Below are 12,631 nucleotides of genomic sequence, written 5' to 3'. Positions count from 1 at the left end.
ATTTTTGATTACTCTGTAGCTATAGCAATTTCAGCAATAAAATCATTTTCTATAAATTTTGTATAATGACAATCTTTCATAAATATATCACTATTTATAAGCATTTTTTGAAATTCTATATTAGTATCTATACCGTCTATAATGATTTCCTCTAAAGCTCTATTCATTTTATTTATACACTGTTGTCTATCCTCTGCCCAACAAATAAGCTTCCCTATCATTGAATCATATATAGGTGGAATTGTGTATCCAGAATATATAAACGTATCGAATCTAACACCAAATCCGCCTGGTATATTTATAGATGTTATTTTACCTGGACATGGTTTAAAATCATTGTATGGGTTTTCTGCATTTATCCTACACTCTATTGCATGACCATTGAATTTAATCTCATCTTGAGTAAAAGGTATTTTTTTATTGCTTGCAATTAAAATTTGAAGTTTTATAAGGTCTACACCTGTAATCATTTCTGTAACAGGATGCTCAACCTGAATTCTAGTGTTCATTTCAATAAAATAAAAATTCTTATCTTTATCTACTATAAACTCTATTGTACCTGCACCTAAATATCCAATACCTTTGACTATGTCAACTGCAGTCTTGTATAATTTGATTTTTTCTTGTGAGTTTAAGTAGTCAGTCAAAGACTCCTCTAAAACTTTTTGGTTTCTTCTTTGCATAGAGCAATCCCTACCACCAAGGTGAATAGCATTTGAGAAGTTATCACCGAATACTTGAACTTCTATATGTCTAGGATTTTCTATAAATTTTTCCATATATAAAGCACTACTACCAAATGCAGATAAAGCCTCTGAACTTGCCATGTCAAAGTTAGAGAAAAGTTCTTTGTCACAAGTAACTATTCTCATACCTTTTCCCCCACCACCATTTGATGCTTTTATAATTACAGGGTATCCAATTTTATTAGCAAGAATTAAAGCTTGTTCTTTGCTTTCTAAAATACCTTCTGAACCAGGAACAACTGGAATATTTAATTTCATCATTGTTTCACGAGCTTGTGATTTATCACCCATTATAGCCATTTGTTCTTTTTTAGGTCCAATTAAAATGATATTGTTTTCTTCACACTTTTGTGCAAACTCAATATTCTCAGATAAGAATCCAAAACCTGGATGTATAGCATCACATTCTAGTTTAAGAGCTAAATAAATTATATTATCAATGTTATTATAGCTTTTACTTATATTATTAGGTCCTACGCATATAGATTCATCTGCTAAGTATCTATGTAAACATTCTTTATCTACATCAGAGTATATGGCTACCGTTTTAATGTTTAGCTCTTTGCAAGTTCTTATTATTCTAACTGCTATATCGCCTCTATTAGCCACTAGTATCTTTTTTATCATTTTCTAATACCTCCTACCTATAGTGCTTTAATTTTAAACATAGGCTGACCATATTCTACTAGTTCTTCATTTTCTACTAATATTTCAATGACTTCACCACTAACATTACTATTTATTTCATTCATAAGCTTCATTGCTTCTAAAATACATAATGTATCACCTGCTTTAATGATATCTCCTACTTTAACAAAGTTTCCTTCATCAGGATTTGGAGATGAGTAAAATGTTCCCATTAATGGTGCAGATACAACATGTATATTTATATTATCTTCGATTGTTTCTTCAATAGCTTCTTCGCATATGTCACTAACAACTTCTTCACAGTTTGCATTTTCGCTTAAATCATGCTTACTATCTCTTAAATCATTATTAACAATTCTATTACTAGATTTAGACACTTCTAGTTTTAAGTCACTGCTCTCTATTTTCACAAATTCTAAATTAGTTTTATCTATAACATTTAATAATTCTTTAATTTCATTAATTTTCATACTTTCAAATTACCCCCTCGTATTATTACCTGGTACTAATATTATATCACAAAAATTACCTTTGTAAATATATTTTGATATTTATTAACTTTTAATCATAAAAAAGCACTGATAATAAATCAGCGCTTTACTTAAGTTAAATTAACTCTTTTTTAATTCTTCTTCTACATCATATAGCTCTTCAGATGTTAAACCTGTAAGTTCCATTATAAACTGCTTTTGTGCATTTTTTTCTAAAAGTTCCTTAGCCATTTCTATTTTAGTTTTTAATGGATTAGAATCATTTTGATTATTAGAAACTATTTTTTCATCAATTAGTGTATTTTTATCTAATTGAACTGCATCAAACACTACAGTATCTTGTTTTTTAATTATTAATTTATTAGTTTTATGTTTTTTTGAGTCATAATTAAAAGTTTTAATTTTCTTTTCCTTTATATTACACTCTTCTTTATTATAATATTTGCTCATTTTAGAATATGTTAATAAATTAAATAAAATAAAAATAGCAGGAATACAGAAATATATTTTGGCACCCATAAAACCAATTATAACTGTAGATATTATAATTACTATATTAATATTTTCTAATGGAACATTAAAAACTTCTTTATTTGATGCATAGGACCTAATTACCGCTAGTAATAATGTAATTATACAAAGTGGAAGTAGTAAATAACTAGAAAGTAATGATCCAAATCCTAATGTATCAAAGTATGTATTTATATTGCTATATATAATCATGTCTCCATTTAAATATGAATATAAACAAGCAGCAATACCTAATGTACCTCCTAAAGCTTGTGTATACCAATTTGTAAACCGTAAGTTCATATTATCACTCCCTAAATGCATATATAAAATTAATATGCAAGTCTACTCTCAAATATTTACAAACCTAGAAGAAAATTAAAAATACTTTTATACATTAAATAAATAGCCATAAAAAAAGGTTTCATATTTAAAATTGAAACCCTCTTTTATGGCTATTTTAATGAATTCATTGCATCTTGAAGTGTTTCTATATTTTCTTTAGATGTTTGAATTGATATTAGCTGTTGTGTTAGTTTTTGAGCATTTTCATTGTCATTTTCTTCTATACATTTATATATTTTGCTAAGCAGTTCATATTCCTCATCGTTTAAAATAGTATTTGTTTGAAACTTATTATTATAGCTATATAGGCACATTTTTAATTTTCCTCCTTTCAAATATCCTATTTTATATTTTAATCATTAATAATTCTTAATATACATTTAACTAGATTATTATCAATTTTATATTTATTTTTATATAAAAAAGTATTATAATCTATTTTATGTATGTTTTTAGTAGAAATATACATAAAATATAAAGGTATGATTAGTACTAATTGATTAAACATGCTTATTATGGAAATACTACTAATAAATCCACTGAGTTAAGGGGAGTTTGACTATGTTAGAAAATATAGAATTTATTGTAAAGATATTATTTTTAATACTTTCTGTTGTATGGATTGGAAAGATTATGGTATTAAGAACTGATAAACAAATAGTTATAAATCCTTTACTTATAGGAATAGCTGCTGTATTAGCTGTTCTTCCTGACAGTACCAATTTAGAATTCTTCGGAATTACAATGGAAACTATTAAAATTGCTTTATACGGTATATATTCATTAATAGTTATATTTGGATTATATGCTATAAGTCAAAAAAATGGTATATTTTAAATACATAAAAAAAGAAAGATTAAATATTTAATCTTTCTTTTTGCTTATAAATGTTTATCTTTTTCTAGCTTCACATCTAAAAATTTTCATACCATATGACATAAATTTATCTTCATATTCTGTTGTAATATTTTCAAAATCACTTTCAGCCAAGTTTAAAGATATGTTCTTAAGAGTCCAATCATTACCAGATATTTCATTTAAACTAAATTCAAACAATTTTTCATTATCTGTTTTAAAGTGAACCTCACCATCTTTATTTAATAATAACTTATATTTATTTAAGAAGTTAGAATGAGTTAATCTTCTTTTAGCCCATCTTTTCTTAGGCCAAGGATCACAGAAATTAACATAAATTCTTGATAATTCTCCCTCTTCAAAGTAATCAAGTACATTGCTAACATCTGCCCAAGCAAATAATATATTATCTAACTTTAATTCATCTGCTTTTTCAACAGCCTTTATTAATACTTCTTCTTTTATTTCAAAAGCAATATAATTTACATCTGGGTTTTGCTTAGCTAAAGTTGTTATAAATTTTCCACGACCTGTACCAAACTCTACATATATAGGATTATTATTTTTAAACTTTTCATTCCATTTACCTTTTAACTCATTTATGTCATCTCTAAGTACATAATCTGTGTAACTTAAAAGTTTTTGATCTGCACCTTTTACTTTTCTTCTTCTCATGTCTAGCTCCTTATTAATTATATTCTATATTAATGCTTTATTTATTTTATAATAATGCACTATCCTTTTATAATACATTAATACTAAAAAAAAATAAAGAGTATTAGCTTTCAAGCTAATACTCTTTTTTATTTTAGTGACCACAGCCAGAGCATCCTCCGCCACATCCACCTTCATCTTGCATGTTTTCAGGAGCTACTCTAAATCCGTAGCCAGTGTCTTCTATAACTATGTTTCCATATTTATTAAAATCATCACTACTCATTATAAAGTGTAGTCCTTCTACATCATATTCTAAATCGTCAGCCTTTTGCTCATCCAGAGCAATTCCAAATGATGGACCGCCTCAGCCAACACCTGCAAAATAAACTCTTATATTATTAGGTCTATCTTGGTTATCTTTTAAGATGTCTGTTAACGTTTTAACCGCTGTTTCTGGTAAAGTAACCTTCATATCATCATTTCCTTTCAAATTTTCTTAAATTCATATATATTATATACTTTTATTAGGTATATAATCAATCGATTTTTACCATTTATATAATTTTTTTCCAAAAAGTAAATTTTTTTAACATAAAATGATCTTTTCAGTAACATTTTTGTCCATAATATGGTAAAAATTAGTTTTTGTTATTATTAATATACCCAAATTATATATTAATAAACAATATGTTTATTTAGGTGAAATTTATCTAATAATGTTTGATTGTGCAATATTTTGTTGATATAATATATTAATGTAAATAATCTAGGCATCTTAGGAGGAATTTTAATGAAAAAAGAAAGGGTTACGGGTCTAATTGAATTTTTAGGTTTGATTATAGGTTGTATATCAATGGCAGTTGGTATAAATACGTTTTTAAAACCTCATACTATTGCTCCCGGAGGACTTAGTGGTTTATCTGTTGTTTTAAATAAAGCCACTGGGATATCGGTTTCAGCGATAATGTTATTAATAGGAATTCCATTAGTTATATTTGCATTTAAAATATTAGGTAGTAAAAATTCAGTGAAAACTTTAGTTGGAACTGTTTTATTTTCACTAATAGTAAATGTTACTTCTCCACTAGCTGATTTAGGGGCTACTAATGATTTATTATTGTCATCTATATCTGGCGCAATATTATTAGGTATTGGTATTGGCATTATGTTTAGGGTTGATGCATCTACAGGAGGTACAGATTTAATCGCTTTAATATTAAGTAAAAAATTCCCTGGTATAAAGCCTACAAAATTTATGATTTGCTTAGATGCATTTGTAGTTATATCTTCAGGAATAGCTAGTCAAAATATTGAAATAGCACTTTATTCTGCTATAGCATTGTACGTGGTTGTAAAAGTAGCTGATGCTATAATGGAAGGGTTCGATTATTCAAAAGCATTCTTTATAATATCAAATCATTCTGACGATATAAAAAGCGTCATAACTAGAGAGCTAGATAGAGGACTTACGGTACTAGATGGTAGAGGTGGTTATACAAATGAAGAAAAGCAAGTTCTTCTAGTTGTAGTATCAAAGAACCAGGAAGTTTATTTGAAAAAGCTTGTTAAAACAGCAGATCCATCTGCATTTATAATTGTAAGTAATGTTCATGAAGTTTTAGGAGAAGGTTTCAAAAAACTTGAAAATTAAAAAGCGGCTTTTGAGCCGCTTTTATTTTTTCTCAGTTACTGCATTCACTTCTAAAATTTCTCCTTCCTTTAAATTGCATACATATAAAGAAGGAGTTATATATTTATGAGTGTTTAAGAAAGGAAATAGTATTGTATATCTTCCATTTTTTAGATTGTTGAATTTATATGATCCATTTAAATCAGTTAAACAAGATACTTTATCTCCATCACTATTTATAAGTGTAATTAATTTGTTTTTAAACTTATACTTTTCTTCTTGATTTAAGCTTCTTACCTGCAGTTTCCCATAAATAACACCTTCACTGTTTTGGTAAATTCCTAAATTTTGGCTAGGCAAATTTACTTTTATAGGTTGTAATAAGATCCCACTTAAAATTCCAGACTTTAAAAAAGGCACTTCATGATAAAAATCAGCTTTAAGAATGCAATCTGAGGAGATATTTTCAACTAGTATCTTAGATATTGAATATAATAAAGAAGGTCTTTTATTTGTCTTTAAAGAAGTATATTTTCCATCCAATTGAATGTTATCTAATAAAACTATAGTTTCTTTATTCCAAAAAATAGGACTCTTGAATAAAAAATTTTCCCCGTACTTAATATGAATAGGCTGTAAAATAACACATTGCTCTGTAGCTATAACTTTTACATTTTTAGAGTGTATAGTTTCTATAAAGGAAAGATCTTTTATTTTATTATTTGAAATATTTATTAGTGATAAGTTTTTTAGACTTTTCAAATTATCAATAAAGGATATGTTGTTTCCATCTAATCCAATGCTTTTTAATTTTTTTAAGTTAATTAAAAAAGATACATCTTCTATTCTGTTTTCTGAAAGCTCTAAGTTCGTAAGTCTAGATAAGTAAGAAAGAAGTGTAGCATCTACTATTTCATTTTTACTTAAATTTAAACTATTTAAATTTGTAGCGTATTGAATACCCTCTAAGTTTTCTATCGAACAATCGGATAAATCTAATTCTCTAAGTGTAACTAAATAGTCCTTTGTGATTTCTTCAATATCTTTATTTTGCGAATTTGCTAGGACAAATCTTAAATGGCTATCTATCCAATTATTATTTATATCTATTGACAAGATGATCATCCCTTTTTATTTAGTTTAAGTTTATTTTTTATATAACTACTTCTTAACATTTCATACCTATGACATTTAACATATTTGTTTTTAGAATATAATTTTTTATTAAATGTTTTTGTATAATTGAATCCTAAAATTTCTAACGGTTTTTGAGAATATTTGTTATCTTCAAAAGTTATTGCAAAAATTTTTTGTAACCCTAAATCTTCAAATCCATATCTAATCATTTCTTTAGCTAATTCAGTTGAAAGATTATGCCCCCAATAATATGGATTTATACAAATACCCATCTCTCCCTCTTTAGATGATGGTGATATATTGTTAAATCCTACATTACCCACTACTATATTTTCTTCTTTTAAAACTATTGCATAATGACCTATCTTACCTTCTTTGTAATTTTTTAAGAAGAATAATTTTATGAATTTTTTCGTATCTGATATTGTTTTATGTGGCTTAAATGGTAAGTACTTTACTACAATATCGTTTTGATAATAATCAAATAAGTAAGGTGCATCTTCTAAAGAAATAGGTCTTAAAATGCACCTTGAAGTCTCTAAAGTTTTCATTTTAAAATTGTTAGAGTTGTGCATATTTTATATCCCTTTCAAAAAATTATATAAGTATCTTTAATACAATTTATGAAACTAATATAATAACTGTTCTTATTAAACATAAAATATATACTTTTATGCCATTTTTCATAAAATAAGTAATTTCAACAGTTTTATGCTATTTTTTATATATTATGTCAGTTATATGTCAGAATTTAAAATGTTTTTTATTTTGTTTTTATGTTATAATTAGTTAATAATTGTTATTTTAAGGAGGGGAAAATGAGTTTTGCATTTATAAGAAAAAGAAGTAAAAATTACATAGTTTATTTAGAATATAAGGATAGTACTACCGGTAAAAATAAGCAAAAAAATATGGGGTCATTTGAGAAAAAAAGAGATGCTTCTAAGAAGCTAAGTGAACTTCGAGATAGCATTTATAACGATAAATTAGCTTCCCCAGATTCAATGAATCTAGAAAAATTTTTGATTGATTTTTTAGAAAAGCATAAGGTGAATTTATCTATAACTACTTATAATTGTTACTTACGCATTTGTAAAAAGTACCTAATTCCTATGCTAGGTCATTACAGATTGAATGAGTTAAGGCCTGTTCATGTTCAAGACTACGTAGATGATTTAGTCGGAATACTCACTCCTCAAACTATAAAAGTACATATAAACATATTAAATTTAGCACTAAAAAAAGCTTATAGATTAAGAATAATAAGAGAAAATGTAGTTGATTGTATAGATGTACCTAGGATAAAAAAGTTTAAAAATAATATATATAATAGAGACGATTTAATTAAGTTATTGGAGATTTCAAAAGGAACACACCTAGAATTATATATTCACTTAGCTAGTGGGCTAGGGCTAAGAATTTCTGAAATATTAGGTTTAACATGGGATAATATAAACTTTAGCGAAAACACTATAACAATAGATAAGATTACAGTTAGAGATAACGGACAAGTTATTTTAAAAAATCCCAAAACTGAAACATCTGAAAGAACTATTTCTGCACCCAGTGAAATTATGATTATGTTAAAAAATCATAAAAAATCACAACTTGAATTAAAATTAAAAAGAGAAGCTAAGAATAAATTAAATTTACTTTTTTTTGATAAGAATGAACACCCTATAGCTCAAGATGTAATTAGTAAAAAATTTAGTAGGTTTTTATTAGAACATAATTTAGAACATATAAGATTTCATGATCTTAGACATTCTCATGTTACGTTACTTATAAACTCAAAAGTTCCAATAAAAGTTATATCAGAAAGAGTTGGACATTCTAATATTAATACAACACTTAATATATATGCTCATGCACTTAAAGAAATGGATTCAGAAGCAAGCGATAAAATTTCGGAATCATTATTTAGATTAGGTTAATCATTAGTAAGAAAACAAACCTTTTGCATTAGATTGTAAAAGGTTTGTTTTTTATTTTAATATAATAAGTTGCAAAAAGTTTTATTTTGCTTAAAATCGATTTTAGAGTCTTTAAATGAAAAATCCACTAAATAATATTTTTCTAGTTGATTTTAATATCATTATGTAAACTTTACTTATATTTTATCTATTTCTAATAGAAAATGCATACTCTTCAATTGCTTTTATAAATTCAGATGTATCTTCTAGATATGGAGTATGCTTTCCATTAATTGTTTTAATTATTTTATCTTGAAATTTAAAATTTTCGAAATGTCTTACTCCTATTGCATAATCTTCACTACCTGTTATTATTAATGTCGGAGTATTAATTTTTTCACTAAGCTTACAATAATCTAAAAAATAACTTTTATTATTAAATGATTGATTAGACATGTTTATATTTATGATTTCATCATCTATACTATTCATTTTAATGTAGTTATTATAATCTTTATATTGTAATATGTAATACTTATCTTCTTTGACTAAATTGTAGGCTATTTGTTTCCACTCTTCTCTTAAACTTATTTCATTTTCTTTTCTTGTAATATTCAATAGTTCACAGCCTTTATTTATTTGGCTTTCTAGACTCTGATTAAAATTGAGAGCGCAATTTGCTAAAATTAATCCACATACATTTTCTTGATATTTATTTACATAGCTAGTGGCTATTATTCCTCCAAAAGAATGAGCTAATAATACCCACTTTTTTATATCGAGCTTTTTTCTTATTAATTCAATATCCTCTACTATTTTATTTATGGAGTAATCTGTATTTTCATAACCTTCTGATCTTCCACATCCTCTTTGATCTAAATAAATCATTTCAAAATCTTTTTCTAATTGTTTTCCACAGAAAATTTCAAAGTCTTTGCTCCATGCTCCTGGTCCTCCATGTATAAAAATACAAGGTATGCCTTTTCCAGATTTTTTAACATATAGTTTTAAATTATCATTTGTTTCTATAAACATATTTTCCTCCAGCGTTTCTATTAAATAAGTTAATTTCTATTTAGATTATTATTTTGAATAATTAAATAGGCAGCAAGATACTATCTGCTACCTATTTAATCAAATTATCATATTATTACATAGATTTTTCTATCTTCTTTATTGCATAATCTATAGCAACTTCTAAATTACCGTTATTTTTTCCTCCTCCTTGTGCTAGAGTCGGACTTCCTCCTCCTCTACCATCAACAAGAGTCATAGCATCTTTCAATACATTGTTCATATTTATCTTAGACAGATTTTCATTGCAAGCAAATATAAGATTAACCCTATCCTCACTTTTAATTCCTATTAGTGCGATAGAATTTTCAAACTCTACTATTTTATTAGCTACTTTTAGTGCATATTTTGAATTTTGATTATCATAAACTTTTTTAACTATATTTAAATTTTGGACCTTTTCGCTATTTGCTAACATTTCTTTTATTTCATAATTAGATACAGCTTCTTCTAACTTTTTATTCTCTCCTAAGGCAATTTCTAATCTTTCATGTAAATTTTTTATTCCTTTAATAGCTTCTTCTTCTCCACAACGTAAATACTTACATATATCATTTAAACATAAATCTCTTTTTGCTGAATAATCAACCGCTCTCTGACCTGCTAAAAATTCTATTCTAGTTGCTCCTCTACTCTTCTCCCATTTCTTTATTTTTATCATTCGAAGATCTAAAGTAGACTTTGGATGAACACCACAACAAGCATTACTATCTAAATCACCGATTTTTACAATTCTAATTTCTTCTGCAGTGTCTGGTAAGTCTCTCCTTATCCAAATCTTTTTCAACTCTTTTTTAGAAGGGGTAAGAGTTTCTAAAAGGATATTTTCACCAATGATTTTATTTGCATATTCTTCAGCTTCTTTTATTTCTTCAGATGAAAGAATTGTTTCTATGTCTACCGTGCTTACTTCTTTTCCTAAATGGAAACCAACAGTATTTTTCTTAAACAATGTGTAAAAACATCCTGAAAGTACATGCTGTGCAAAGTGCTGGTGCATACCATCTTCTCTACGGTACCAATCTATAAAACATTTTACTTTATGTATCTTTATAGGTTTTTTTTCTACAATATGATAAACTTTCCCATCCTTTTCATAAGTATCTATGACATCATGTACATCTATTTTACCTAAATCGCAGAATTGACCTCCCCCTCCTGGGAAGAATGCTGTTTTATCAAGAAGTATGTGAAACTTATTATCTATCTCTAATATTTCTTCTATTTCTGCAGTAAATTCTTTTATGTACTGATCTTTATAATATAATTTTTCCATTATTCCTCCTATTAACATATGTTCTAGCTTCCGATAAGTTAGAATATAACATTAAATTTATTTTTATAATTGTAATTTTACACTAATTGGTTACTTTTATAAAGTTTTTATATATAAAATAGTATTATTTGTATACATTTTTAGTTTTTGATTTTTTATAAAATAAATTTATTTAGTATTTTAATTTATTTTATAAAGCAAAATGCGATTTTATCCAATGGCGTGACTTAAAATAATTAAGTCATTTTTAAAATTTATATAATTTGAATTACTTTTTTTAGATACATAAAAAGCACCTATAATTAATTATTAAGGGTGCTTTTTATAAAAAATCAAAGCAATTTTTTCAATTTAAATATTACTATCCCAACAATAACTATAATTAACATTATGAAAATGGTTAAAGGATATCCAAAAGTCCATTCAAGCTCTGGCATAACCTTAAAGTTCATTCCATAAATACCTGTTATAATAGTAAGGGGAGCTGCTATTCCTGTAAGAACTGTAAGTTTTGTAATTAATACATTTGTTTTTTCTGCAACTTGAGAAGAATAGATATCTAATAACTTATCAGCTAACTCTCTTGTAGATAATGCAAAACTATATAATTTATCTATTCCGAAATCAATACCTTGTAAGTTGTCTAAATTATATTTTTTAACATCTGAATATTTTAAATACCTTATGTTTTCTTTTAAGATTCTATCACCTATATATAAAAGCGGTCTTGTATTTTTTACAACAGTTCTAGTTATTCCTCTTATATAATTTATCTTTGATACATGATCGTCTATAGCACCTTCTAGAATTTCATCCTCTAACTTAAGAATCATGTCTTCTACCTTTTCAAGGCTCTCAAATTCATGTATTATTATATTTTTAACTATTAAATAATTAATTTTAAAAAGACTTACTATGCTAGGTGTATCTTCCATCTTTATATTATTTAAGATCATATTTTTAACAAACTCATATATAAAGTGATTTTCGCTACAAACAACTAGTATAAAGTTATCTGATAGATAGATATTTACTTCTTCTATTTCAGCTTTATTGTCTACAATTTCAAAAGTGTTAACACTTAAAAAATCATATTTTTCAAATAAATCAAGCTTTATATTTTCATCAAATTTAAGACAATCTTTAAATGTAATTTCATCTATTTTTAAAATATCCTTTAGAAGCTTTAATTCATCGACAGAACTTAAAATTAGGTATGAATCATTTTCATTATAAAAGCTTTTTTCAAATTTATCTTTTTTTTCTCTAGTTTCTAAATTTAAAATATGCATTTTATCACCTTGATTTATTATTAGTCAAAATCAAGATGATAATACATGAATTTATGT

Annotated in this window: 14 protein-coding genes; 3 read left to right on the top strand and 11 right to left on the bottom strand. The window is 26.0% G+C overall.

Annotation, left to right across the window (positions count from 1 at the left end):
• Positions 1-8: 8 nt before the first annotated feature.
• From accC to NWE74_RS02320, 4 genes are all read right to left on the bottom strand, one after another.
• Positions 9-1,373, bottom strand: a complete 1,365-nt coding sequence (gene accC / locus NWE74_RS02335) for an acetyl-CoA carboxylase biotin carboxylase subunit (RefSeq protein WP_258241629.1) — start codon at positions 1,371-1,373, stop codon at positions 9-11.
• A 17-nt stretch (positions 1,374-1,390) separates the two neighbouring features.
• Positions 1,391-1,864, bottom strand: coding sequence for an acetyl-CoA carboxylase biotin carboxyl carrier protein (gene accB, locus NWE74_RS02330; RefSeq protein ID WP_258241628.1), 474 nt, complete (start codon positions 1,862-1,864; stop codon positions 1,391-1,393).
• A gap of 141 nt (positions 1,865-2,005) precedes the next feature.
• Positions 2,006-2,698 (bottom strand): hypothetical protein, encoded by a 693-nt coding sequence (locus tag NWE74_RS02325; RefSeq protein ID WP_258241627.1) that lies wholly within the window; start codon positions 2,696-2,698, stop codon positions 2,006-2,008.
• Between the two features lie 152 nt (positions 2,699-2,850).
• Positions 2,851-3,054 (bottom strand): hypothetical protein, encoded by a 204-nt coding sequence (locus NWE74_RS02320; protein ID WP_092725118.1) that lies wholly within the window; start codon positions 3,052-3,054, stop codon positions 2,851-2,853.
• Between the two features lie 247 nt (positions 3,055-3,301).
• Here NWE74_RS02320 and NWE74_RS02315 point away from each other — a divergent pair, with 247 nt between their 5' ends.
• Entirely contained in the window at positions 3,302-3,577 is a 276-nt protein-coding gene (locus NWE74_RS02315) for a hypothetical protein (protein ID WP_258241626.1), read from the top strand.
• A 54-nt stretch (positions 3,578-3,631) separates the two neighbouring features.
• Here the strand turns inward: NWE74_RS02315 and trmB are convergent, their stop codons facing one another.
• On the bottom strand, positions 3,632-4,270 hold the full coding sequence (trmB, locus tag NWE74_RS02310; RefSeq protein WP_258241625.1) for a tRNA (guanosine(46)-N7)-methyltransferase TrmB: 639 nt from the start codon (positions 4,268-4,270) through the stop codon (positions 3,632-3,634).
• Between the two features lie 133 nt (positions 4,271-4,403).
• Positions 4,404-4,535: a hypothetical protein gene (locus tag NWE74_RS02305; RefSeq protein ID WP_258241624.1), complete on the bottom strand. Its 132-nt coding sequence runs from the start codon at positions 4,533-4,535 to the stop codon at positions 4,404-4,406.
• A 507-nt stretch (positions 4,536-5,042) separates the two neighbouring features.
• Here NWE74_RS02305 and NWE74_RS02300 point away from each other — a divergent pair.
• The gene (locus NWE74_RS02300) at positions 5,043-5,903 is read left to right on the top strand and encodes a YitT family protein (protein WP_258241623.1); all 861 of its coding nucleotides are present in this window, start codon (positions 5,043-5,045) and stop codon (positions 5,901-5,903) included.
• Between the two features lie 21 nt (positions 5,904-5,924).
• On the opposite strand, the gene NWE74_RS02295 is transcribed toward NWE74_RS02300, so the two are convergent.
• Positions 5,925-6,998 (bottom strand): leucine-rich repeat domain-containing protein, encoded by a 1,074-nt coding sequence (locus NWE74_RS02295; RefSeq protein ID WP_258241622.1) that lies wholly within the window; start codon positions 6,996-6,998, stop codon positions 5,925-5,927.
• Between the two features lie 5 nt (positions 6,999-7,003).
• Positions 7,004-7,594: a GNAT family N-acetyltransferase gene (locus tag NWE74_RS02290; RefSeq protein ID WP_258241621.1), complete on the bottom strand. Its 591-nt coding sequence runs from the start codon at positions 7,592-7,594 to the stop codon at positions 7,004-7,006.
• A gap of 243 nt (positions 7,595-7,837) precedes the next feature.
• On the opposite strand from NWE74_RS02290, the gene NWE74_RS02285 reads away from it, so the two are divergent.
• A complete protein-coding gene (locus tag NWE74_RS02285; protein WP_258241620.1) occupies positions 7,838-8,953 on the top strand; it encodes a site-specific integrase in 1,116 nt (371 codons plus the stop codon).
• 183 nt (positions 8,954-9,136) lie between these two features.
• Here the strand turns inward: NWE74_RS02285 and NWE74_RS02280 are convergent, their stop codons facing one another.
• From NWE74_RS02280 to NWE74_RS02270, 3 genes are all read right to left on the bottom strand, one after another.
• A complete protein-coding gene (locus NWE74_RS02280) occupies positions 9,137-9,967 on the bottom strand; it encodes an alpha/beta fold hydrolase (protein WP_258241619.1) in 831 nt (276 codons plus the stop codon).
• 115 nt (positions 9,968-10,082) lie between these two features.
• The gene (locus tag NWE74_RS02275) at positions 10,083-11,282 is read right to left on the bottom strand and encodes an alanyl-tRNA editing protein (protein WP_258241618.1); all 1,200 of its coding nucleotides are present in this window, start codon (positions 11,280-11,282) and stop codon (positions 10,083-10,085) included.
• A gap of 332 nt (positions 11,283-11,614) precedes the next feature.
• Positions 11,615-12,574: a CorA family divalent cation transporter gene (locus NWE74_RS02270; RefSeq protein WP_258241617.1), complete on the bottom strand. Its 960-nt coding sequence runs from the start codon at positions 12,572-12,574 to the stop codon at positions 11,615-11,617.
• Positions 12,575-12,631: the final 57 nt, after the last annotated feature.

It is taken from the genome of Romboutsia lituseburensis (assembly GCF_024723825.1).
Classification (GTDB): domain Bacteria; phylum Bacillota; class Clostridia; order Peptostreptococcales; family Peptostreptococcaceae; genus Romboutsia_F; species Romboutsia_F lituseburensis_A.
This window is presented reverse-complemented; position numbering and strand designations above follow the sequence as displayed.